We start from the raw sequence: 26130 nt of genomic DNA, 5'->3' as shown, positions 1-26130 counted from the left end.
AAATTATGAACAGTATAAAATTTATCCGCACAATAGCAGCAGCGTCTTTAATCGGTCTTTTTACATCTTGTTCTGACTATCTGGATGTGTCAAAAGAGCTTTCTCAGAATCTGGATAAGGAAGAAGTGTTCTCTACTGCTAAATATTTAAAACAATGGTATGGTGAAATTTATCGTACTTGTCCTCTTTATTCAGAAACGGGTTTAGGCGTCAACAGCAATGAAAGCGGACTAGGAAAAGGTTTTACCAATCCATGGGCTATTCTTTCCGGAGAATTGGTTTGTGCACATCCTAACGTATTGAAACATGGACAAAACTCCTTTACTCCCAGTTCTACAGAATTCAATAAATGGGCAACCTGCTACCAGCAAATCCGTCAGGCAATGGTCTTCTTACAGATGGCTCCCGAAAGTTTAGGAGATGCCTCTAACCAGGATGGTTACATTTCAGTAGAAGAAATGCGCCGTATGAAGGCAGATATTACTTATCTGCTGGCATATAATTATTTCCAGCTTTTCGAACTGTATGGACCTACCCCCATCATCCCGGATGTCGCAGACCCTGAAGATGAAAATATTGACTACGCACGTGCCTCTGTTGACGAAATGGTTAACCACATTGATGGTTTATTGGAATCCATTATCAACGGAGAATACAAAAACGATCTGCCGGAAACAATCAAACAAGGTGACGGAGCTGATTACGATCATGACGCCAGCATATATGACCTTAACAACATTCTACGTCCAACCAAAGCTGCAGCTTTGGCTTTAAGAGCACGTTTATGGGTGTATGCTGCTTCACCACTATTCAATGGAGGCTACAAAGAAGCACTCAGCCTAGTGGATACCGAAGGGAAACGTCTTTTCCCTGATTATGACGCAACAAAATGGCAAACAGCCAAAACACGACTGGAAGATCTGCTCAAATTCGCTGAATCGCATGGAATGGGTTTATATTATTCAAAAAACGGAGACCCACATACATCTATCTATGAACTGTTCCAGTACTACAATGATGAAATTCTTTGGGCAAATGGTAATAACGACTATAATGACGGAGTTACAGCTAAAATGGAAGCACGTACTATTCCCGGAGATATTCCCAGCGGAATGGGTAATGTCGGTTTCTATCAGGAAATGATCGACTTGTTCTTTACAGACAAAGGTGTGGATATTTCAGAAGATCAGGAATACAACGAAAGCGGATTTACCGACTGGGAAAACCCTTGTACGACCATTAGCGGTAAAATTACAGAAAAACATGTGGATAAACATATCTTCAACATGTACACCAATCGTGAACCCCGTTTTTATGCAGACGTTACTTACGAAGGAAAAAGCTGGCATATCCAAAGAAACAGCTATCCTGACTGGGGTGCTTATTTCAGCAAAGGTGGAGCAGCTTATAAAGATAATACAATGCATGCACGCGGTGGTTATCTTCTTTACAAATTTAATAACCGTTCACTGCTGAAAGAAGGTTCCTATCCTACGGACTGGGGACGTCCCTGGATTTATTTCCGTTTAGCAGACTTCTATTTATACTATGCAGAGGTTTGTAACGAAATCAATCCAAACGATGGCAATATTATCAAATACCTGGATATGGTACGCAAACGTGCCGGTATTCCTGGATATCAGGAATTAAAGGACACAGGCGTTAAAAATATCATCGGAGACCAGGAGGCACAGCGTGAAGCTATTTACCGTGAACGTAACATCGAAATGATGGGTGAAGGTAACTACTATTTTGATATGCACAGATGGATGAGAGCCGGTTGGTCTAAAGATGAATCAGGCAATTGGATCAAAGACAATGAAGATAAAGTATTGCTTCGCACTGGCATGGATATCGATCAATCAGCTGTAGAAACTTTCAATGCTCAAAAAAATACAGCTATCAAATTTAAAGAAAATATAGGTGAAGGTTCTTATTATAACCGAGTTGTAAAAGATAAATTTCCCTGGAAAAAAGCTATGCTATTGTATCCGGTACCATACAATGAAATGCAAAAAAGTAAACTGGCTGTTCAGAACCCTCTATGGGAATAACTGAATAATTAATCAAAAGTTACCTGTCGGCAGAGTTAAATATATACTAATTTAATTCAGTCGGCAGGTTTCCTTTTTAAACATATCGCAGACAACCTTCAAATCTGAAAACCTAAAGACTACTCCAACTTCAGGATTATAATTCTTGTAATTAAATAAATTCATCTGACATCATTTATATTTACAGAAAAGCACCTCAAAATACTATCATTGGAAGTACAACAGCCAGCAGAGTCGACGGTAACATGGCTTGTTATAATTTACCTGGAGATCTACCTATCATATTTACAACATTAGGTACTTATTACCCCAATCGGGTAGTTTCAAAGATAATAATGATCACATTTGATACAATTTTACATGTCTTCGTACACACAAACTCTTACTTTTGTACATCAAATAGGTCGAAAAAAAATATATATAGTATCATGAAGATGAAATATAGAGCTTATTTATGTTCTTTCTTGTTAACCTTTCCCTTTTTGGGTAAAGCTTCAACCGAAGCAGATTCGCTCCGGTCATTACAAATAAACCGACTGCAAGAACAAGTCAACTGGGTAAATCCGGAAGCCATCCGTGCTTATCTGGATGATTCAAAATCATCTCTGGGTGACCAGGCACCCGGACTCTATCAGAAACTGGAAGAGCTGGAATCTCTATTGCCCCAGGTAAACCAACATCTTGCTAAAGATACAAGCCTGCAAACAATTAACGAGGCAGAAAAACTACTCGCTCTCAAACGGGAAATCATACTGGCTAATCCCCTTCTGGATGTCGACAACCTATTGATAGCCCGTTATCATCTGGGCGATAAAGCACGCAAAGCAATGGGACCGTCACTCGGTACATCTACCGCCAACTATAACTCGCTCTTCTCCAACAGACGCAAAGGATATGACGCTGAAATCTGCCGTCTTTCCAATCTGCGCGGAGAAATTCAAAGCAAGACACTCTATAAACCAAACGCCGATGTTCCTATTTCCGATATCCAGCTGCATTGGGATGCCAACCGACTGCTCTTTTCTTCTCTCGACGAAAACCGGAAATGGCAGATCTACGAAATGAACACAGATGGAAGCGGACTCCACCAGAAGATAACGGTCGATGAACCGGACCTGGAATTCTGCGATGCCAACTATCTGCCGGACGGCAAAGTCGTAGCCACCTGCAATATCGGTTATAACGGCGTTCCTTGTGTACACGGAGATGATGTTGTCGCAAACCTCATCTCTTATGATCCGGAGACAAAAAACATACGCCGGCTGACATTCGACCAGGACGGAAACTGGGCACCGATCGTTATCCCGAACGGCCGCCTGATGTACACCCGCTGGGAATACACCGACCTGACACATTATTTCTCCCGTATCGTGATGCACATGAATCCGGACGGTACAGAAAATAAAGCCTTATACGGAAGTGGTTCTTATTTTCCGAATAGTACGTTCGATATGAAACCGCTTTCCAAATACAACAGCCGTTTTATCGGCATCATATCCGGCCATCACGGGACTTCACGTTCAGGACGGTTGATCATCTTCGATCCGGCCAAGAGTCGCAAAGAAGAAAAAGGAATGATACAGGAACTCCCTTTCAGCAAACGTCCCATCGTCCCGATCATCAAGGATGAACTCGTAGAAGGCGTTTGGCCCCAGTTCATGAAGCCTTATCCGTTGAATGAAAAATATTTCCTGGTAGCTTGTAAACCGGCACCCGATGCACTTTGGGGTATCTATCTGGTGGACGTATTCGATAACCTGACCCTGATAGCCGAACAGGAAGGCGAAGGCCTCACCGCCCCTATTCCTCTGAAGAAAACGGAAACGCCCCCTATCATCCCGTCCAAGATCAAACCGGGAGAAAAAGAGGCTACCGTATTCATTCAGGACATTTATGAAGGGGAAGGAACGCAGGGAGTACCCCGCGGAACAATCAAAGCGCTTCGTATCTTTGCCTACGAATATGCTTATATCCTCGCTCCGTCCGACCACGATGCGCAAGGTATCCAGAGCGGATGGGATATCAAACGTATCCTCGGCACGGTTCCGGTCGAAGAGGACGGTTCCGTCATGTTCAAGATTCCGGCCAATACGCCTGTTTCTATCCAGCCGCTGGACAAAAACGGAGCTGCCATCCAATGGATGCGAAGCTGGCTGACGGGTATGCCCGGCGAAATCGTATCCTGTACGGGCTGTCATGAAGACCAGAATACAATCGCTATGCCCAAGCGTACGATCGCCTCGACAATCACTCCGCATCAGTTGAAAATGCCTGAAGGAGGCATCCGGCCGTTCACTTTCCGCCTGGAAGTGCAGCCGGTGTTAGATCGTAACTGCGTTTCCTGTCATAACGGTACGATAGCTCAGCCGGACTTCCGCAAAGACCAGATGGTCACTTACAAACGAGGTGTCCTGACCAAGCTCGAACGTCCTTATGACCAGAGTTATCTGAACCTCCATCCATACGTATACCGCCAGGGACCGGAATCGGATATTTACGTACTCCGCCCTTATGAATATTACGCGAATAACAGCGAACTCATCCGTATCCTGCAGGCAGGCCATCATGGTGTAAAAATCCCGGAACAAGATATGAAGACGTTATATACCTGGATCGACCTGAATGCTCCTTATTTCGGTGCGTTCACTCAATTGGATTTAAAGAAGGAAGCACCAAAGAACCAGGTAGAACGCCGTATGGAACTGGCAGAAAAATACAGTGGCGTACGGGTTGACTGGCAACAGGAAATCAAAGATTACGCTGCCTGGTTAAAAAACAAAGAAGACAATGTTGTCGATGCGACTACCGGCGCGAGTACATCCGCAGAAACCGGTTCTTTGAAAGAGGCAAAGAAAATAAAAACAGTCAAAGTCAAAGGTTTTCCTTTTAGCCGGGAAGAAGCAGTAAAGAAGCAGACGGCAGATAACAAAGCAAACCGCCAGCTGACCGTAGCTCCCGGTATCACCCTCGACATGGTCTGGATACCTGCCGGTACATTTGTTATGGGTGATAACAATGATCCGTCAGCCTCCCCAGCTTTCAAGACACAAGTCAGGAAAGGATTCTGGATGAGTACAACGGAGATCACGAACGAACAGTTCGGTGCACTGTTTCCCGAACATGACAGTCGTTTCATAGGTCAGACCTGGAAAGACCATACAACTCCCGGTTATGCAGCCAATCTCCCCAAACAACCGGTTATCCGTATCAGCTGGGATGAAGCAAACGATTTCTGTAAAAAACTGGGTGAAAAGAATCAATGTAACGTCACCCTCCCTACCGAAACACAATGGGAATGGGCAGCCCGTGCCGGATCGGCAAACGATTTCTGGTTTGGAGACCGTCATGCAGACTTCGGTTCCTATGAAAACCTGGCAGACAGTACGACCGTCGACCTTGCCGTTACCGGTGTAAACCCCAAACCGATGCGCCCGAATGACCCAATGCGTAAATTCTGGGATTTTCTGCCGAAAGAGCTGGCTGTAAACGACCATCATCTGATCTCCGCAGATGTGGCATCGATGAAACCGAATCCCTGGGGTGTATATGATATGAACGGAAATGTGGCAGAATGGACACGTTCCGACTATGTTCCTTATCCGCTTAAAGAAAAAGCAGAGAAAGTGAAAGCAGAACAGAAAGTCGTACGCGGCGGTTCATGGCGCGAACGTCCGAAGTATTCCACTTCGGCTATCCGTAAGGCTTACTATCCGTGGCAACGTCCGTTCAATGTCGGATTCCGTATTATCATAGAAGATTAAAAGCACATCACTACAGTATAATTCAAAGTACCCTTCAGCCTTCAGGACATCGTTAAGCATTGTTATTCAAAGCTAGATACCTGAAGGCTGTTTTTTTTAAACGGATAACTATCCGTACATTCATCGACAGGCACCGGAACCATTTCCGGCAGGCAGCGAGAAACATAAGTCTTTTGAATGTAAACATATATGTTTTACATTCAAAAGACTTATGTTTTGTGATCTAAATACTTATGTTTTTGTAGACAAATACTTAAGTATTTTCATCAGAATATGCATTGTTTCCTTTCAGGTCAAAACGATTGTAAATCAACATTCTGAAAACAGCTGAAAGCTGAAAGGTCTATATGAAATAAACCGTAGGACAAGCACTATTTCTTAAATCTTAAATTTGGAACACTCATTCTTCAAAATAGCCATTGCCAGATAATAAAGAAAGCTGTTAATTTGTCATGTTTTTGATGAACTTTATTTTATAATTAATTAAACGAATTTATTATGAGCAAAAAATTACTGTATCTACTTACACTGATTTGTTCTATCAGTTTATTTACAGCATGTAGCGATGACGATGATGAGAAGAAAGAAGAAGAAGTAGATAATAGCTGGGAACAGGTAGTCGGCGATTACAACGGAGAAAAGCTGACATTCTCATACGGTGAAACGACTCTGACAGGAAAAGAAGTGAAATTTTCAGCAACAAACGGAACAAACGGCAGTCTTTTACTAAAGAATGTAATCCCGGGTGAAAACGAAACGACAATCTCTAATATAGCTGTTACCAAAGGCGAATTCTCCGGGACAGCGACTACAACCAATGCAAACGTCGAATATACCGGCTCTGTAAAAGATGAGGTTATGACGTTGAAACTGACTGTGGTTATGAATGATCCGAATGGATGGGCAAAAAAATATAATCTGGCGGACTATACCACAGGAGAACTTGAATATAACGGACATACAAATCCTAGCGCCGTTCTATCCGGTGCAGGTTATGTAAACTATGTTTGCGTGACTTCTTCTTCCGATTACGGTACTTCTTACGGAGCCATGTTCAGAGGATTGTTCGGCGTATTACTTCCACAGGTATTAAATTCTGTTACTTTAGGTGCAGACGGAACAATCACAGCCGAATATGTAAAAGGGAAAGGGGTTCAATTCGAAACGAACTGGATTTTCCAGTCTCCTGAAAAAGAAATAGCAGAAGCACTTTTCCCTACTTCCGGTTGGGAAGAAGCTCCTAAACACCTGGCCTACTGGTATCATAAAGATGGCAAATTCTATACAAAGCTTGATCTAGGAAACATCATAGGACAAGTAATGGGAAGCAACGCAGAAGGCATGTCTGCCATCATCAACTCTGTATTAACAAGCGAACCCGCTCAATTAAAACAGATATTGGCTGGTTTACTTGGTGTTAGCGAGATTCCGGTGAGTGATGAAACCATTGCTTTATTACAGAATTGGACTATTAACGGGATTCCTATGAATGTAAAAACAGCGAATGGTCATACTTATATTTATCTCGATAAAGCAACATTAACCCCAATTATGAAAATGCGTAGCGGATCTTCTGATTTGCAGAACCTATGGAATATGCTGAGTGCAGCAGGCGTCATTCCGGCAGAAGCCGCTATGGCAGGTATGTTGTTAACTGCGATCAGCAGCAATTGGGATGCTACGGAGACGTTCGATCTAGGTCTTGATCTACAGTAAAAGAATTTATCTTATCTAAATAAAACAAAAGGATGTGGCGCATACCACATCCTTTTGTTTTATTACCTCAATCTTTCTATACGACTTCCAGATAACTCCTTCCATTCCCTGCCCGATTCACGCGGATCTGTACCGGAATACGCTCCGTCATCTCCTGCACATGTGAAATCACACCGATTTTACGACCCTGGGTACGCAGGCTTTCCAATGCATCCATAGCAATACGTAACGTATCGGCATCCAAAGATCCGAAACCTTCATCGATAAAGAGACTTTCTACCTTCATCCGGTTTGAAGATAAAGAAGATAACCCCAATGCCAGCGCCAGCGAAACCAGAAATGACTCCCCGCCTGACAGACTATGTACCGTACGTATTTCATCGCACATATCACGGTCGATCACCTGCAAGGCCAACGTTTCGGGTACCCTCTCCAAACGATACCGACGGCTCAGGTCACGTAACTGGACATTGGCATAATTAAGCAAGACATCCAGTGTATAACCCTGCGCAATACGGCGGAACTTGGCTCCATCCGCAGAACCCGCCAGGTCATTCAGTTTCGCCCAACGTTCACTCTGTACACGGCATGCCTCCAGTTCCTTTTGCTGACTGGCTATTTTTTGTTTGTTCTCTGCATTGGAGCGGAGACGGAAAGCATACTCATTTTTCTCCTGGGTGACACGAGCCAATAAAGCATCCAGGGACTCCCCTCCGTGTTTCTCATTCCAGGATTCGGACCAATCGGACAACGCTTTCTGACGAAGCAACAAATCCTCCGATGCTTTTTCAAGATCACGGGCGATCTGGTCGGAAATTCCTTTCAACTGATCGGCAATGCCCGATTGTTCAGTCTGGACGGTTTGCAGACGTTTCAAACGTTCTTTTAATTCTTCTTTACGAAGGTTATACTCCTGTTCAACCTGATCGGCAGGTTTACCGGACAAGAGTTTTGAACGTTCCGCCTGTAGTGCGGACAACTCCGTTCGGTTTTTCTCATGGCGCAAGGTAGCCTCCTCCGTCTCCCTGATCAATGAAGGAAGAAAAGAAGCATACGATTCGCACTCGGCTTTCTGAGCGCTTTGCTCCCGTTGCAGTTGCTGTAACTTCTCCGTATTTTCATGCCACCCGCGAGCAAAAGTCGTTAATGTTTCCCGGAAAGAATCCGGGTCCTGTAACCATGCTTTCTGCCATTCATCATTCCCGAAAAGCCGGTTTGCGGCAGAGAGGGATTTATTGAGTGTTTCCTTGCTCTCCGCACAGATGGACTCTTCGCGGGTGATCTGGGTTTCAGCCAGTTTCTGTCGTCCCAGAATATCCGTACGGGATTGTTCAGCCTCGGTCAGTTCCTTATGGAGTTGCAAAAGCTGCTGACGTAATTGATTCAGCTGCTTTTCACCTGCTCCATAAGCCGCTTTACGAGCCGTCAACTGCTGAAGTTGCAAAGTCAAAGCAGCGATCAACTTCGGCATTTCAGATACGGCAGCATGTGTCACAGCAGGATGATGCAGGCTTCCACATACCGGACAGGGACTACCTTCCTGCAGTTTTTTCCGCAACTCCATGATATCGCCGCTGGCCGTTTGCCGTGCCTGTTCGATCAACAGATTTTCGCGCTCCACACGAACCGACTCTATCTGTTTATCGAGGATCTCCATATCCTGCGATTTCAGTTCTTGTTCCTGTTTGCCGATAGCTTCCTCCGTTTTCCGGAGAGCTACCTGCTTATTTCCGGCTGTCCTCTGAACTGTCTCCAACTGGACAACCAGGCGGGAGGCCGTTTGTTTAATGCTCTCTATCGTCTTTGTCGATTTCTCAATGGTTTGCCGTGCGCCAGAAGCTGTATCCAGATGCAGTAATAAAGCAGAAAGTTGTTCCGCGATACTCTCTTTACGCTCATATCGTTTCCGCCAGTCGGTCAAACGGTTGATCTCTGCCATGCTATGCTCCTGTCTGGTCCGGGCGGCTTTCAATTTATCCTCACCTTCCTTTTTCCGTTGAAGCGCATCCCGAAGACGAGTCTCCGTATCTTTGACGGAACGGATAGCTTCATCTAACCGGACATCCAACCTGCGAGCCTGTTGCAACTCCTGCTGCAAAGCTTTGAAGTCAGCATCCGAACGCTGTTCATCCTGAATACCTTGTTCATATTCTTTACGGGCAGTATTCAAAAGTTCCGTTGCCCGGAGCAGTTTACCGGCAGCCTCCTTTTGTTGTATCTGACGGGTAGCGATCTGTTGCCCGGTGGCTTTAACCCCTTCTTGTAACGCCTGTTGTTCAGCTTTCGACTTCTCCAAATCCGACAAGGCTGCTTCTGATTCTTTCAGGCGTGTTTGCAACTCCTGTTCCGCTTCTTCCGTCAGCAACTCGATGCCCTGGATACGGGCTTGTATCTTATCATAAGCCTCTTTGGCGACAGCATTCTTTTCAAAGATCAGACGGGAGACCGAAGAATAAAGTTCGGTACCAGTCAGCTTTTCGAGCAATGAGGCCTTTTCCCCCTGTTCCGCTTTCAGGAAAGTAGAAAAATCATTCTGTGCCAACAGGACAGAGCGGGTAAACTGTTCAAACGTCAAGCCGATCAGTTCAACCACACGCGATTGTAATTCCGAGCGGGTCCCCTGCTCCTCCTTTTCCTGATCTATATTATATAAGGCAACACGGGGACTTTGCAAACGTCCGTTCTCTTTGTCACGGGCACGTCCAACCGACCAGCGCGAACGGTAACGATGTCCGTTCAACGCCAGGAAATCGACTTCGGCATAACCGGAAGCCGTCCCTCTCCGCAACAAAAAGCGGGGGTCGCTTTGCGGAAGTACTTCCTCATTCACATCCCGTAGTTTCACATTGTTCTCTTTTGCCTGATCCGTACGTGGCGTACGGGCAAACAAAGCGAGGCACATGGCATCCAATATGGTAGATTTTCCAGCTCCCGTCGGTCCCGAGATAGCAAAGATCCCGGCAGACAACAAAGGTTCGACAGTAAAATCGACTTCAAATTCTCCTTCCAGCGAGGCCAGGTTACGGCCCCTTATCGCTAATACTTTCATAGAGAGACCTCCCGCATTACATCGTTGAACAATGATTCGATATCCTCCGGCAACTCCCCGCCATATTTACTGGTAAAAGCATGTCTCAGCATATCCAGCGGGGCAATCCGTTGCAGGTCGCCGTAAGACAACGGACGGACCGTATCTTCCCCCTCCCGTTTCGGGTAAGAAGGAACGATAGAAGTCAGACGAACCGCCTTACCGGCAAGCGTCTCCTCTACCCTATGACGAAATCCCGGGTCGGGTTCGGTCAGTAACACCCGTACTTCGACGTATGGCCAACGACTCGGATTATCGGAATCTTCCTCTTCGGCAACAGGCAATTCTGCCAGCCGGGCAATTACTTCTTCCGGGGATGCGGGATGTTCCGGAATCCGGTGCAAGTCGACAAGCAAGGGCACAGGCACCGGTTCGACCGCCGACAAGCATCCGTTATCGATTGTAACGGCAACAACCTGATGACGATAATTTGTCTCCGAAAAAGACATCGGTAACGGACTACCGGAATAACGCAGGTTCTCCCGGCCACCTATACGCTGTGCCTTATGAATATGTCCGAGAGCAGTATAAGCCAATCCCTCGTCGAATGTATCGGAAGATACAGATTCCAAGCCTCCCATAATGATACGTTCACTCCGGTCGTCTTCCGACAGTTCGGCTCCGGTTGCATGCAGGTGCCCCATAGCGACCAAGGCTTCGCCCGGTTGCCGCTTTCCATCGGCATAATCATACAGTTGCCGGTACATACGGTTTATACCGGCGATATAGGTATCGTGTGTCTCTTCCGAAGCCGGATAATCACCCTGCCGGAGATAAGGGACAGCCAGGCACCAGGCTTCACGCTTCTTTTCCTTATTATACAAAGGTATCAGCAGGGAGTCAAAATCAATCTCTCCGGTTTCCGTGCGCCGGATAATTCCGACGATAGAAGTATTCAACTCTTCCAGCAAAGGGACAGGAGATTCTAACCGGGCCGCCGAATCATGGTTTCCGGCAACAACCACAATTTGCAGGTGCGGATTACGCCGGTTCGCCTCTTTCAGGAAATGAAAGAAACGCCGCTGGGCCGCGGCAGACGGATTAGCGACATCGAATACATCTCCGGCAATCAACAGTACATCAGTCTGATGCTGCGCCAAGGTATCGACCAGCCAGTTCAGAAAAGCATCGTGTTCCTCCTCCCGGTCGTAACCGAAAAAGGTCTGCCCGAGATGCCAGTCGGCAGTATGTATGATCTTTAAAGACATCGTTTGTTTATCTTATTTTCATCAAATGAATATCAAAGATATTACTTTTTCTAAATAAACCTTATATTTGTAACTAAGTAATTTAAAGTACGCATAACAAGATATATTTATGAAAAAAACAATCACATCATTACTGTTCGGTACAATACTCTGCATCGTCCCGGCCTGCGGTCAGAGTGAAAAGAACGAACTCGATGCCACCCAAAAAGCTTTCATCGTTTCCCGCTTCTGTACCGAAGTAAAATACAATTTCGTCCACTACAACAATCTCACATACAACTGGGACAGCCTGTGTATAACCAGCTTACCTTCACTTACCGCTACTCAATCAGACGAGGACTTTATAAACGGGCTGAAACAATTATGCGCACAACTCCATGACGGGCATACGTTTATCTACCAGACAAAGTGGTCGAAAAATTCCAAAGAATGGCTCCGTCCTTTTCCAATAACAACCAAACGTGTCGGCAACCAGGTCTTTGTCACCTCCGTCCATAACTCAGAATTCAAAAAACAAGGCGTATCCTATGGTTGCGAAATATTGGAGATCGATGGCGAGAACGTACTGGAATATGCAGATAAACATATCACTCCATACCTTGCCTCCTCCACTCCACAATGGTCTGACCACGCTCCGTTCAGAGGATACGAGCTGACTAACGCAAAAGGGACCAAGGTTTCACGCATGTTGCTGCGTACCCCTGAAGGCAGAACATTCACAATAGAAAGCGATCGCAATATACCCTGGGATATCCCTGCCGACTCGTCCGTATTCGAATATAAAGTGCTTGAAGGTAATATCGGATTACTATCCGTCAAAAGCTTTTTAACAGAAGACTTTCATAGGGATGAATTTGATAAGATATACGAAGAAATTTTAAAGACCAATGCCCTTATTATCGATATCCGTGACAATGGAGGTGGTAATTCAGACCATGCTGACTATATAATCCGGCATTTCGATGACAAACCTGTGCGGTTGGGCCGTTGGAGTAGCCGGATGTATATTGCAGCCCATGGTTCATGGGACTATCCTCAGGAGTGGTTTACGGAAAGTCCGGATCCGATGGAGCCTGTTAAAGACAAGCCCATTTACAAAAAACCGATCGCATTGTTGGTAAATGCCACGACATTTTCTTCGGCAGAAAACTTTTGTGTCACATACCGAGGACTTAACCGGGGTAAAATAATTGGAACTCCGACAGGTGGAAGCACCGGAAATCCGATATTTATAGACCTCGGATTTGGTTTAGGATGCAGCATCTGTACCAAAAACGAATGGGATGTGGATGGCCGCGAATTTATTGGAATCGGTATCGTCCCTGATATCGAAGTAAAAGAGAATACCGATATGTTTCTGAAAAACAAAGATGTAGTCATAGAAAAGGCCCTCGAGGTTTTAAAAGATTCATTATAAGCGAAAGCTAACTTAAAAAGCCCTATCTTTGTACCTTCAACAAATAACACTGGTATGGATTGGTTGCAGGAAGCTTTTTTTGAGCCGACGATGTTGCAGGCTGTTATAGTGATCTCACTGGTTTCGGCGGTGGGGTTATTTCTGGGAAGACAGAAGATATTCGGTATCTCACTGGGTATCACTTTTGTTTTCTTCGCCGGGATTTTGGCCGGACATTTCGGGATTGTAGTCAATAAGGATATGCTGAACTTTGCACAGAGCTTCGGTCTGATCCTGTTTGTCTATTCCCTCGGATTGCAGGTCGGTCCGGGTTTTTTCTCGTCTCTGAAAAAAGGTGGTGTCGCCATGAACATGATGGGGCTAGGCGTGGTACTGCTCGGATTGATACTGACACTTGTCCTGCACTGGACTACAGGCGTTTCGCTTCCCAACATGGTCGGATTACTCTGTGGAGCTGTCACCAACACACCCGCACTGGGAGCCGCACAACAAGCCCTGTTACAAGTAAACCCGGCGGACAGCAAGGAAGTGACAGACATGGCACTGGCTTGTGCCGTGGCTTATCCGTTAGGAGTCGTTGGCGTTATAATGGCGATCATCCTGTTAAGAAAAGTGTTCGCCAACAAGAATCTGCCGGACGATAAGGAGAAACACAACACGAAACCCAACATCACAGAATTCCATATCAGTAACCCTGCTATCTACGATAAAAGTATCAAGGATATCATGAAACTGACAGAGAAACATTTTGTTATCTCCCGTGTATGGCATAACGGGAAAGTCAGTATTCCCACTTCCGACACCATACTTCGTGAAGACGACCATTTGCTTATCATCTCCCATAAATCGGACGTAGAAACGATCAAAGTTCTTTTCGGGGAACAGGAGAACGTCGACTGGAACAAGGAAGATATCGACTGGAATGCAATCGACTCGCAACTGATTTCCCGCCGTATCGTCGTCACCCGTAACCGCGTGAACGGGGTAAAACTCGGATCACTCCGCCTGCGTAACCTGTATGGAATCAATATTACCCGCGTAAACCGTGCCGGTATCGACCTGGTTGCAGACTCTGCCCTTCATTTACAGATAGGCGACCGCCTGACGATCGTCGGAGAAAAAAATGCGATAAACAATGTCGGTAAAATCCTCGGCGATGAGATCAAACGCCTGGATAATCCGAATCTGTTAGCCGTATTTATCGGTATCTCGCTGGGAGTCCTGTTAGGTTCTTTGCCAATTATGCTGCCGGGCATGAATACACCGATCAAACTGGGTATTGCCGGTGGTCCGATCATTGTCGGCATCCTGATGGGAGCCTTCGGTCCGCGTTTCCATCTGACCACCTATACGACGATGAGTGCCAATCTGATGCTGCGCCAGCTAGGTATCGTAATCTATCTGGCAGGGCTGGGTATAGACTCGGGTGCCCACTTCTTTGAGACGGTATTCCGGGCAGAGGGGCTGCTTTGGGTAGGTCTGGGGTTCCTGCTGACAATCGTACCTGTTCTGATAGTCGGTTTCATCGCTTCCCAGTTCCTTAAACTCGATTATGCCCATAACGTAGGAATGCTCTGCGGCAGCATGGCAAATCCGATGGCACTAACCTATGCCAACACAACGGTCGAAGGCGATGAGCCTTCGGTGGCCTATGCGACTGTCTATCCCCTTTCCATGTTCATCCGAGTGATATCGGCTCAGTTGATCATTATGCTATTTATGTAAAGCTTATACCAAACAGGTCCGGATCAACAATACCGATAGCAGAAGAGTAAAGATGAAAACATTCCGCGCCGTATGTCCCAATGTTTTGTTGAGCTCACGCCCTTCAAAACGGTAGAGTTCACGCCAGGTCGCATAGAAAAGGGCGAAAAAGGCAGCGAACAGAAATAATATCCACCACGGGGCATCAAACAGGAGCGGCATTGCGAGCATAAGAGCGACCACCCCATTCAACAGATAGAATATCCGACCGAAGCCACGCCCAAACAAGACGATCGTAGTCCGTTTCCGGGCTGCCTTATCCTGGGCATAGTCACGGTAATTATTCACAATCAGAATATTTGTGGATAGTAATCCGACCGATAATGATAAAAGGAACGATAACAAAGAGAACGATAATGCCTGCACGTAATAAGTAAAGCACACCGGAATAACCCCGTAAAATAAGACCACACAAACATCTCCCAGCCCGTTATACGCCAAAGGAAAAGGTCCTGCAGAATAGGCTAACACGCAAATAGCGATAGCAATCCCGACAGGGATCAGTTCCCAACCGGCATAAAATAAAAGCATGCAGCCGCATAAGCAAGACAACCCCAATGTTATAAAGGTAGCCTTCAGCATCGCTTTCGGAGTGATCCATCCCTGGGCTACCGCACGTTCAGGTCCCAGACGATCTTCCTTATCCGCTCCCTTCTTAAAATCGAAGTAATCGTTTGCAAAATTACTGGCTATCTGTGCCAACAAAGCCACACCAAAACATAAAAAAGCCGGTACTAACCGGAATACTCCTTCACACCAGGCTAAAACACAAGCTAATAACACCGGACTTAACGATGCAGGCAGTGTTTTCGGCCGGGCTGCTTCCACCCATGATTTCAAAAGGCTCTTCTTCTCTTTCATCTTCTCTCATTCATAATTAACAGGCAAAAGTATAAACAAAAACTACAATGATTTGTTATTTTATTAAGAATTCGTATATCTTTGCAGCATGAAAAATTTTCTGTTCATACTGACTCTGCTTTTCGGCATCTTGCTTTTCTCTCCACAAGAGGAGACTGGAAGCAACGATATTGCCGTGTCTAAAAAAGAGGCAGTCATGAAAGAAAAAAGTTCTGCCGATGTACAATATTACCTCACTGTCTTGAGCACAGACCTCAAAGAAAGTAAAGGCCTGACTGCACGCAGAACCGTTCAACTGACAAATAATACATTTCATTTACGCACGCTGAAAATAGCGGAAAAAGTACTTCAGGACATTCGCCTGAAAGAAATGAATGCACAACGAAAAGTGTTGGAGAATGTATCGGAATGTCAAACTATAAATCTGTCCACCCTTCTCTGCCGTACGGCGCAACATGTGTTTGCCCTGCGGAAACTCATTATTTAATTTTTAAAGGATAACTATGTCTTCATGTATGGTGGTTTCGCTATACATGCTATCTGGCGGATCCATGGTCCGTTCTCTTGCTGTATGCCGGTTCATTACTTGCTGCAGTAAAACAAGCATTATTTATTCATTTAAAAATTATAATATTATGTCTACAAAAAAATCAAATAAAACACGTATTTATCTGTCAGTTATTATCACAATTATCGGTTGCGTATTAGCTTGTAGTTCCATCATTCCTAATGACTATCTGAAGTTATTGGTTGTAATGTGCGCTCTGGGATACGGATTGTTCGGTATCATGAAAGGATTGAGCAACTCCGGTTCTACCGAAGAAACAGCTATTGAAGAAAAAGAATAAGTTCGATTGAACAAAAGTAACCTTTAAAAAGTTTATAAAATGAAGATAAATAAAGATTTGGTAGACGCCGTCATGATGGTATCGTTTATCATATTGGTTTTGATCGGTACAACCGATTTTGAAAATGCAATTGTTAAAGATGTAACAATGGGAGCACTAGGGTTATTGACAGTCAGTATGGTCGTACTTCGTGCCATACAATTAAGACAAGCTGCCAAAGAGCCGAAGGAAGAATACGAATATTAAATCACTAATACGAATATTCCTAACAACCCTAACTAAAATGTCTAGTTGCTTCCTGCTGTTACTCCGAAGCGATTCCGGGGTTATCCAAGGTACGTTTTTCTGCCTAAAAAATAACTTGCTGTTTACTTGGTTACGGTAATCTTTGATTATCGGACAACAGGAAGCCGGACATTGTAATAAAAAGATTAGTAAATTTGCAGCCATGATAACAAGCGTTACATTATTAATTCTTTCATTGTTTGCTCTTTATATCGGAGCAGGCTGGTTGGTAAAAGGGAGTACGGAATTAGCGCTGAAAGCCAGAATATCCAATCTGGTGATCGGACTTACGATCGTTGCATTCGGGACCAGTGCTCCGGAATTGGTAGTCAGTCTGAATGCCTCCTTGTCCGGACAGGGAGATATAGCAGTCGGTAATATTATCGGTTCCAACATTTTCAACATTGCCGTCATTCTCGGTATTTCTGCCGCCATCCATCCCTTACAAGCCAAACGCCAACTCACCCGTCTGGACATTCCTATCCTGATCGCCGCAACTGTTGTTTTCACCCTCCTCTTTTGGAACGGGACTCTCAACAGGCTGGAAGGTTGCCTGTTCCTGGTAGGTATCATCATCTATACTGTATTCAGCCTGTATTACTCACGAAAACATGAAAAGAAAATAGAAGAACAAGCCGGGGAACTGGAAAAACAACCTGAACCCTGGCATAAAGATCTCCTGTATATCGCAGGTGGACTGGTCATCCTGATATTTGCCTCCAACCTACTCGTCGATAATGCCGTTTCAATCGCTCAGGAGTTAGGTGTCAGCGAAGCTGTGATCGGACTGACAATCGTCGCTGCGGGCACAAGCTTGCCGGAACTGGCCACATCGGTTGTCTCAGCACTCAAGAAGAACCCGGATATTGCGATCGGAAATATCGTAGGTTCCAACTTATTCAATATCCTGGCGATCGCAGGTACCAGTTCGGTGGTCAATCCCATTGTAGCGAAAAACGTGAATTACATCGATTTGCTGGTCATGCTGGGACTGTCCCTACTCCTGCTCCCACTGGCAAAAAGCGGACAAAAAATATCCCGAACCGAAGGATGGGCACTGATAGTAATGTATTTATGTTACCTGGCCTGGTTGCTCAGGGATCTGATCTGATAATGTAAAAGCAGGACTCTTTGAAGGTCTTGCTTTTTTTATACCTTTGTGGCTTCCATACATATTATTTTAAACGATCAGCATGAGAAAGTTTTTTACCCTGACGATTTTATTGCTTGCTGTTTTCTGTGGGAAAGCACAAAACATTCAGTTACATTATGATTTTGGAGGAGCCCTCTATGACAAGGATCTGGACGGACGTCCGGCATTGACCTCCACGGTGGAAATGTTCAAACCGGATAAATGGGGAAGTACTTACTTCTTCGTGGATATGGATTATAAAAGCAGCGGAGTAGCTTCAGCTTACTGGGAGATTGCCCGCGAACTGAGTTTCTGGAAACCGCCTTTCTCTGTCCATTTAGAGTATAATGGCGGTTTGATGAAGGGAGCCTCCTATAATAACGCCTATCTGGGTGGTGCGACTTATACTTACAACAGTAAGGATTTCAGCAGGGGGATCACCTTCACTGCTATGTACAAATATATCCAGAAACATAAAACACCCAACAACTTCCAGTTGACAACGACCTGGTATCTTCATTTTGCGAAGAACGGATTGTGCACTTTCAGCGGCTTTGCCGATTGGTGGCGGGAAAAGAACGATCACGGAAACTTTATCTTCCTGTCTGAGCCTCAGATATGGGTAAACCTCAACAAGATAAAAGGGATAGATGATAAATTTAAGTTGAGTGTTGGTAGCGAAGTCGAGTTAAGCCATAATTTCGGAGGACGGAACGGCTTCTATACCATTCCGACACTCGCTGTAAAATGGACATTCGATTAAATAAAGTTGTATGATACAAAAACTATTAGGGTTTGATAAACAGACCATGACAATCCGAACGGAAGTCATTGCCGGCATTACTACATTCCTTACAATGAGTTATATCCTAGCTGTCAATCCGTCTATCCTCGGTACAACCGGCATGGACAAAGGTGCGGTTTTCACAGCTACGGCATTAGCCTCCGCCATAGCGACGCTTCTCCTTGCTTTCATGGCAAAACTACCGTTCGCACAAGCTCCGAGCATGGCATTGAACGCTTTTTTTGCATTCACTTTGGTTCAGGGGATGGGATATACCTGGCAGACAGCCATGACAGCCATGTTTGTAGAGGGCGTGATATTTATCCTTATTACCTTTCTTAATATCCGGGAGCTTATACTCAATAGTATCCCCATGAATCTGCGTTATGCTATATCATCGGGGATCGGTATATTCATCGCTTTCATAGGATTGAAAAATGCAGGGATCATCGAGTCAAACCCGGCAACCTTCGTGATGTTCGGGGCTTTTACACCATCTTCTGTTCTGGCGATGGTCGGTATATTATTAAGTGGCATACTGATTGTCAAGAAGGTAAAAGGGGCCTTGTTCTACAGTATCCTGATCTGTACCCTGATCGGCATACCACTCGGGGTGACGGAAATACCGGAGGGGTTCCTTCCTGTTTCCATGCCTCATTCGATGGAGCCTACCTTCTGCAAATTCGATTTTTCCGAGTTCTTCACGTTGGATATGGCAGTCGTGATCTTTACTCTATTGTTCATGAATATCTTCGATACGGTAGGAACATTGGTCGGTTTGGCTTCCAAGACCGGGATTATGGGAGAAGACGGACATATCCCACATGTGAAAGAGGCGATGATGTCTGATGCGATAGGTACTACTATCGGGGCGATGATGGGTAGCTCTACCATTACAACGTATGTGGAAAGTGCCTCAGGTATCGCAGAAGGCGGCCGGTCCGGTTTCACATCCCTGGTAACAGGTTTACTGTTTATCCTGGCGTTGTTTTTTGCACCGTTGTTCCTGCTTATTCCCAGTGCGGCAACAAGCGGGGCTTTAGTCCTTGTCGGCGTCTTCATGATGGATTCGATCTCCAAGATAGATATGGAAGATATGTCGGAAGCGCTTCCGGCTTTCATTACCATTATAATGATGGTTCTTACTTACTCCATCGCCGACGGAATGGTGTTAGGGTTGCTTTGCTACGTGCTGATAAAATTATTCTGCGGTAAGCACAAGGATATCAGTATTACGATGTATATACTGGCTGTCCTGTTCTTATTGAAATTCATATTTGCATAAGAGAATATTTTCCAGATATAAAAAAGGGGATAATCTGCATAAGATCATCCCCTTTTCTACTTTTATATATCAGTGTTACCAGATCACTACCCGTTCAGCCGGCATCATATACATCGGATCGCCTTCTTTAATATCGAATGCAGAATAGAAAGTATCGATATTACGTAAAGCTGCATTTACACGCCATTTACCCAAAGAATGCGGGTCGATCTTAGTCAAACGCAGGATCTCTTCCGGACGGATATTCTGCCCCCAGAGGGTTGCATATCCCAGATAGAAACGTTGTTCGTTTGTAAACCCGTCGATCGGAGCCGGAGTTTCTTTTCCTTTCAATGAATTCAGATAAGCCAGATGCGAAACTAACAGACCACCCTGGTCGGCGATGTTTTCACCTAAAGTATAACGTCCATTGGCATGAACACTGTCTACGACGATGATATTGTCGTATTGTTGTACCAAACGGTCGGCACGTTCTGTAAACCGTACAGCATCTTCCGGAGTCCACCAGTCGGTCAGGTTACCGTCTTTATCGTAGTTACGTCCCTGGTCGTCAAATCCATGTGTCATTTCATGACCGATCACCACACCGATAGCTCCATAATTGACAGCATCGTCGGCTTCCGGATTGAAGAAAGGAGGTTGCAGGATAGCGGCAGGGAAACAGATTTCATTTGTTGTCGGATTATAATAAGCATTCACTGTCTGCGGAGTCATTCCCCAGCGAGCTTTGTCGACCGGCTTTCCAGCCTGTTGCAACATATAATCCATTTCAAAGATATTTGAACGGCATACATTTGCCCAGTAAGAATCGTCTTTGATCTCCAATGCCGTATAATCGCGCCATTTATCCGGATAACCGATCTTTACGACAAAAGCAGACAGTTTTTCCTGTGCTTTCACCTTCGTCTCATCGCTCATCCATTCAAGACCGGCAATACGTTCCGACAAAGCTTTCTGTAAATTACCTACCAATTCCAACATCTTCTCCTTGGAAGAAGCCGGGAAGTATTTAGTAACATACATTTGGCCTACAGCCTCACCCAAAGCATCATTCACAGTTGACAAAGAGCGTTTCCAACGAGGCTTCTGCTCCTGTTTTCCTGACATTATTTTTCCATAAAAATCAAATTCGGCAGATACAAAATCATCGCTCAGGTAGGGTGCTCCCGCATTCAGCAAGTTGAATGCCAGATAATATTTCTGTTCGTCGATGGATACATTTTTCATAAATTCACCCAATGCGTCATAGAACGGAAGCTGTTTGGCATCCAGATATTCTATTTCCATCAAACCCATGCTCTCGAAATAGACATCCCAGTCCAAAGGATTATTCCTGGCCTTAAATTCTTCCAGTTTGATCTTATTATAATTCTTCTGTGTATCGCGGAGATCCTCACGGCTAAAAGAAATTTCAGCAATGCCGGTTTCTATTTTCATCACAGCATTTACTGCTGCATCTGCCTGTTCCGGAGATGCTCCGGTCAAAGTAAATAGTTGTTTGATGAATTGCTTATAAGCATCACGGACCTTCACCGTTGCCTCATCGTCAAGCAGGTAATAATCGCGGTCGCCCATGCCTAAACCGGCTTGATACATTTGAACGATATTCATCGAACTGTTCTTTTCATCGGCATCGACAAACAAAGCAAAGAAAGGAGCCATTCCCTCTTTATGCAGAACGGCGACCATTTTAGCAACATCCGCTTTTGTTCCCAGGCGTTGGATGGCTTCCAGCTGTTCTTTGACAGGGGCCATTCCGTCCTTATTCAACTTGATACTGTCGAGACCCATTTCATACAACATACCGATTTTCTGGGCAACACTTCCGTCTTCCTGCGGAGTTGTTCCTAATTCATTGATAAGAGTACGTAATTGTTCCTGATTATCTTCATTCAGCTGGTCGAATGTTCCAAAGCGTGAATACTCCGGTTTAAGAGGATTGTTCTTTATCCATCCTCCACAGGCATACTCATAAAAATCAGTACCGGGAGCTACTGTTGTGTCCAGATTTGCCAGATTGATAGCGTCCACTTTTGCAGTTTCCTTCACAGGTGATTTACTGCACCCCGTCATTGCCATCATACCGGCAGCAACCAACGGAATTACTATTAACTTCTTCATTTTTGTTCAACGTTTACTTGAATTATGCCGCAAAGGTACATAAATTCAGATAAATAGAACCGATTTTAGCCTAATATGACCGATTATTATACCTCTGATCTTTCTTTTTTTACCTACTTTTACCATCGGAAAATATTTATAAACTTAATTTTTATCATGAATCACCTTATGAAGACCGTAACATTTCTAATGTTCATGTTAATTTGCGTACTGTCCGGATGCAAAAACCAATCCGGTGGTAACAGCTCCTTTGAAATCGGAGACAAAACATTCCTGCTGGATGGAAAGCCGTTCGTTATAAAGGCTGCCGAAATTCATTACACCCGAATCCCCGTAGAATATTGGGAACATCGCATACAGATGTGCAAAGCTCTGGGCATGAACACCATCTGTATTTATGCTTTCTGGAATATCCATGAACAGAAACCCGGAGAGTTTGATTTCAGCGGACAAAACGATATTGCGGCATTCTGCCGCCTGGCACAGAAACAGGGTATGTATATCATGCTCCGTCCTGGCCCGTACGTTTGTTCTGAATGGGAAATGGGAGGACTGCCCTGGTGGTTACTTAAAAAAGAAGACATACAACTGCGTACCAACGATCCCTATTTTATCGAACGTACACGTATCTATATGAATGAGATCGGAAAACAACTGGCTGATATGCAGATCACACGAGGCGGTAATATTATTATGGTACAGGTCGAGAACGAATACGGCTCATACGCAACGGATAAGTCTTATATAGCCAAGAACCGCGATATTCTGCGTGAGGCCGGGTTCACAGATGTGCCACTATTCCAATGTGACTGGAGTTCCAACTTCCTGAACAATGCACTCGACGATCTGGTCTGGACCGTCAACTTCGGCACAGGAGCCAATATCGAGGAACAATTCAAAAAACTGAAGGAAGTCCGCCCGAACACACCGTTGATGTGTAGTGAATTCTGGAGCGGCTGGTTCGACCACTGGGGAAGAAAACATGAGACACGCGATGCAGAAACAATGATCGCCGGTCTGAAAGATATGCTGGACCGCAATATCTCTTTTTCCTTATATATGACGCACGGAGGTACGACATTCGGACATTGGGGAGGTGCAAACAGCCCTGCCTACTCGGCCATGTGCAGCTCGTATGATTACGATGCTCCGATCAGTGAGGCCGGCTGGGCCACTCCCAAATATTACAAGTTACGCGAATTTATGGCAAATTATATGGAACCGGGAGAAGTACAGTCCGATATTCCGGAAGCATTCCCGGTTATTGAAATCCCGGAATTCGAACTAAAAGAAACGGCTTTAGTTTTTGATAATTTACCGGAACCCAAAACCAGCCACGACATCAAACCGATGGAACAATTCGACCAGGGTTGGGGCAGCATCCTGTACCGTACGACCTTACCGGCCGTCAAAGCAGGCACGACCTTATTGATAGACGAGGTACACGACTGGGCACAGGTTTTCATAAACGGCAAATTGATCGGTCGTCTGGACCGCCGTCGCGGAGAATTCACGATCAAATTACCGGCTACCACTGCCGGAGCTCAATTGGACATCCTTATCGAAGCAATGGGACGTGTTAATTTCGACAAAGCGATCCATGACCGGAAAGGTATCACAAATAAAGTGGCACTTATCACCGAGTCTTCTACGGATGAATTAAAAGATTGGCAGATTTACAACTTGCCTGTGGATTATTCATTTGCAGAAAATAAAAAATATGTACCCGGAACAAAGGTAGACGGTCCTGCTTACTACCGTGCCACTTTCAATATCGAATCTCCCGGCGACGTATTCCTGGACATGCAGACATGGGGAAAAGGAATGGTATGGGTTAACGGAAAGGCCATGGGACGTTTTTGGGAAATAGGTCCCCAGCAAACTTTATTCATGCCGGGATGCTGGCTTAAAAAAGGGGAAAATGAAATTATCGTCCTCGACCTGAAAGGACCTGAAAAAGCGGCTATTAAAGGTTTGAAGACTCCGATCCTCGACATGTTACGCCCGGAATCGCCACTTACCAACCGTAAAGAAGGAGAAGTTCTGAACCTGAAAAACGAAAAACCTGTCGGACAAGGATCTTTAAAAGCCGGTAACGGCTGGCAGGAAGTAAAATTCGATGCACCTGTTCAGGCACGTCACTTCTGCCTGGAAGCAATGAACGCACAAGACGGAAAAGATAATGCCGCTCTTGCCGAATTTTATTTGCTGGATGAAAACGGTAAACCGCTCTCCCGCCAGCATTGGAAAATTGCTTATGCGGATAGCGAAGAGACATCCGGCGGAAATTTCACTGCCGATAAGATATTCGATTTACAAGAGTCAACTTACTGGAGCACAGCCAGAGGAGCAAAATATCCTCATCAAGTGGTTATCGATCTGCGTGAAAACGTAACAATATCCGGATTCCGTTACCTGCCCCGTGCAGAAGAGGGTTATCCCGGAATGATCAAAGATTATAAAGCGTACGCGAAAATGACCCCGTTCAGTTATTAAAACGGCCCGTTGTTTTTCAGTTGACAGATGACAGTTGACAAGTGACAGTTTAGCTTCGCGCTCTATAAATCGGCTGAAAGCCGAAATAACTGTCAACTGTCACTTGTCAACTGTCAACTATCTTTATCCAAGTATTCTTTCTTAAACATGCTGAAGCAAAGTATAAAGACAGAGATCAGGAGCGGTCCGAATATAATCCCCATAAAACCAAACAAAGACAGTCCGATGATTACGCCGAAAATGGTAATCAACGGATGAGTATCCGCCATTTTCTTCTGAAGGACGAAACGTATCAGATTGTCTACATTCGTTATAACGATCAACGCATAGACTACCAATCCCAGACTATTCACCCAGTCTCCGGTCAAAGCCATATAAACGACAAGCGGCAACCAGACCAAAGCCGTTCCAACCACCGGTATAATAGTCGCAAAACAGGTTAGAAAACCGAACAGGAACGGACTCGGCGCATTAAATATCCAATACCCGACCATCGCAATAGCACCTTGAATAATAGCCAGCAAAGGAATACCGATCGCATTGGAGGTTACGATCATGTTGATCTCTTTCAATACTTCGCGTTTATTTTCTTTACTGAAAGGAAGGATATCATAAATATATGTCTCCATCTTACTTCCTCCGATCAGCATAAAGTAAAGAATAAGGACAAGAACAGCAATGTTCACGGCAAAGCCGCTGATCCCTCCCATCAAAGCCTGGCCGATTTTAGGCAACACCGATACGATGGATGCTATATTATCCTTTTCCAGCAAGTCATAACCTGTTTTCTGCCGGATCAGATCAGCGATATGTTCAAAAGAACTGACCAGTTCGGAAGGATTCAGGTTTATATTCTGTAACTTATTGACAAATAGCCAGACAGCCAGGGATAACGGAATAAGAAAACATAAAATAGTTTCCAGCAATAACAGGATAGCTACCAGGCTACGATTCAGACGTTTCTTTTCCGTCAGGTATTGCAATTGTTTTCTCAATAAAATATAGATGGTGAATGCTCCTAATATACCTCCCAGGAACGGAGTAAATTCAATAAAAAGTATGATTCCCATCACCACGATAATAGTAATCAGGGAATATTTCCAGTACGATTCTTTCAAGCTCATATTTGTTTACAATATAATATTCGACATCCTATTTAAATTCATAACTTCCGGTCATTTTATATAAAACAAATTATTTGCCGGAGTTGTTAAGGTTATCATAACAAAATATCAAAATGACAATTTAAGTATTTCATTACTTGAATATAAGACCCGGGAACATACACTGGCAATTTTATACGATTCTCC

The 26130-nt window shown here is 44.7% G+C and carries 17 protein-coding genes; 12 read left to right on the top strand and 5 right to left on the bottom strand.

The window, feature by feature from the left end; translation table 11 throughout:
• The first annotated feature begins 5 nt into the window (after window positions 1-5).
• The 3 genes from DWX23_RS07970 (at window position 6) to DWX23_RS07960 (ending at window position 7531) form a co-directional block, all read left to right on the top strand.
• Window positions 6-2054, top strand: a complete 2049-nt coding sequence (locus tag DWX23_RS07970) for a RagB/SusD family nutrient uptake outer membrane protein (RefSeq protein WP_122374084.1) — start codon at window positions 6-8, stop codon at window positions 2052-2054.
• Window positions 2055-2482: 428 nt separating this feature from the next.
• Window positions 2483-5815 (top strand): SUMF1/EgtB/PvdO family nonheme iron enzyme, encoded by a 3333-nt coding sequence (locus DWX23_RS07965; protein WP_122374083.1) that lies wholly within the window; start codon window positions 2483-2485, stop codon window positions 5813-5815.
• 498 nt (window positions 5816-6313) lie between these two features.
• Entirely contained in the window at window positions 6314-7531 is a 1218-nt protein-coding gene (locus tag DWX23_RS07960) for a DUF4925 domain-containing protein (protein ID WP_122374082.1), read from the top strand.
• Between the two features lie 76 nt (window positions 7532-7607).
• Here DWX23_RS07960 and DWX23_RS07955 read toward each other — a convergent pair whose 3' ends face one another.
• Together DWX23_RS07955 and DWX23_RS07950 are read right to left on the bottom strand one after the other, a co-directional pair.
• Window positions 7608-10580, bottom strand: a complete 2973-nt coding sequence (locus DWX23_RS07955) for an AAA family ATPase (RefSeq protein ID WP_122374081.1) — start codon at window positions 10578-10580, stop codon at window positions 7608-7610.
• A complete protein-coding gene (locus tag DWX23_RS07950; RefSeq protein ID WP_122374080.1) occupies window positions 10577-11827 on the bottom strand; it encodes an exonuclease SbcCD subunit D in 1251 nt (416 codons plus the stop codon). The genes DWX23_RS07955 and DWX23_RS07950 overlap by 4 nt, the downstream gene beginning before the upstream one ends.
• Before the next feature lie 109 nt (window positions 11828-11936).
• Here DWX23_RS07950 and DWX23_RS07945 point away from each other — a divergent pair, with 109 nt between their 5' ends.
• Together DWX23_RS07945 and DWX23_RS07940 are read left to right on the top strand one after the other, a co-directional pair.
• A complete protein-coding gene (locus DWX23_RS07945; RefSeq protein ID WP_122374079.1) occupies window positions 11937-13244 on the top strand; it encodes a S41 family peptidase in 1308 nt (435 codons plus the stop codon).
• 54 nt (window positions 13245-13298) lie between these two features.
• Window positions 13299-14969, top strand: coding sequence for a putative transporter (locus DWX23_RS07940; protein WP_122352983.1), 1671 nt, complete (start codon window positions 13299-13301; stop codon window positions 14967-14969).
• Between the two features lie 3 nt (window positions 14970-14972).
• Here the strand turns inward: DWX23_RS07940 and DWX23_RS07935 are convergent, their stop codons facing one another.
• Window positions 14973-15869, bottom strand: a complete 897-nt coding sequence (locus DWX23_RS07935; RefSeq protein ID WP_122374078.1) for a 1,4-dihydroxy-2-naphthoate polyprenyltransferase — start codon at window positions 15867-15869, stop codon at window positions 14973-14975.
• 88 nt (window positions 15870-15957) lie between these two features.
• On the opposite strand from DWX23_RS07935, the gene DWX23_RS07930 reads away from it, so the two are divergent.
• The 6 genes from DWX23_RS07930 (at window position 15958) to DWX23_RS07905 (ending at window position 20203) form a co-directional block, all read left to right on the top strand.
• Window positions 15958-16356 carry a hypothetical protein gene (locus DWX23_RS07930; protein WP_122374077.1) on the top strand — a complete coding sequence of 133 codons (399 nt, stop codon included), beginning with the start codon at window positions 15958-15960 and terminating at the stop codon, window positions 16354-16356.
• Between the two features lie 148 nt (window positions 16357-16504).
• Entirely contained in the window at window positions 16505-16717 is a 213-nt protein-coding gene (locus DWX23_RS07925) for a hypothetical protein (protein ID WP_122374076.1), read from the top strand.
• Between the two features lie 39 nt (window positions 16718-16756).
• The gene (locus DWX23_RS07920) at window positions 16757-16963 is read left to right on the top strand and encodes a hypothetical protein (protein WP_122374075.1); all 207 of its coding nucleotides are present in this window, start codon (window positions 16757-16759) and stop codon (window positions 16961-16963) included.
• A 202-nt stretch (window positions 16964-17165) separates the two neighbouring features.
• On the top strand, window positions 17166-18113 hold the full coding sequence (locus DWX23_RS07915) for a calcium/sodium antiporter (protein WP_122374175.1): 948 nt from the start codon (window positions 17166-17168) through the stop codon (window positions 18111-18113).
• An 82-nt stretch (window positions 18114-18195) separates the two neighbouring features.
• Window positions 18196-18897 carry a DUF5020 family protein gene (locus DWX23_RS07910; protein WP_122374074.1) on the top strand — a complete coding sequence of 234 codons (702 nt, stop codon included), beginning with the start codon at window positions 18196-18198 and terminating at the stop codon, window positions 18895-18897.
• Window positions 18898-18907: 10 nt separating this feature from the next.
• Window positions 18908-20203: an NCS2 family permease gene (locus tag DWX23_RS07905; RefSeq protein ID WP_122352976.1), complete on the top strand. Its 1296-nt coding sequence runs from the start codon at window positions 18908-18910 to the stop codon at window positions 20201-20203.
• Between the two features lie 75 nt (window positions 20204-20278).
• Here DWX23_RS07905 and DWX23_RS07900 read toward each other — a convergent pair whose 3' ends face one another.
• Window positions 20279-22324 (bottom strand): M13 family metallopeptidase, encoded by a 2046-nt coding sequence (locus DWX23_RS07900; protein ID WP_122374073.1) that lies wholly within the window; start codon window positions 22322-22324, stop codon window positions 20279-20281.
• A gap of 156 nt (window positions 22325-22480) precedes the next feature.
• Between DWX23_RS07900 and DWX23_RS07895 the strand changes: the two genes are divergently transcribed.
• A complete protein-coding gene (locus tag DWX23_RS07895; RefSeq protein ID WP_122374174.1) occupies window positions 22481-24820 on the top strand; it encodes a beta-galactosidase in 2340 nt (779 codons plus the stop codon).
• Window positions 24821-24933: 113 nt separating this feature from the next.
• Here the strand turns inward: DWX23_RS07895 and DWX23_RS07890 are convergent, their stop codons facing one another.
• Window positions 24934-25944, bottom strand: a complete 1011-nt coding sequence (locus DWX23_RS07890; protein WP_122374072.1) for an AI-2E family transporter — start codon at window positions 25942-25944, stop codon at window positions 24934-24936.
• Between the last annotated feature and the right edge of the window lie 186 nt (window positions 25945-26130).

This window comes from Parabacteroides sp. AF18-52, from assembly GCF_003479145.1.
Classification (GTDB): Bacteria; Bacteroidota; Bacteroidia; order Bacteroidales; family Tannerellaceae; genus Parabacteroides; species Parabacteroides faecis.
This window is presented reverse-complemented; position numbering and strand designations above follow the sequence as displayed.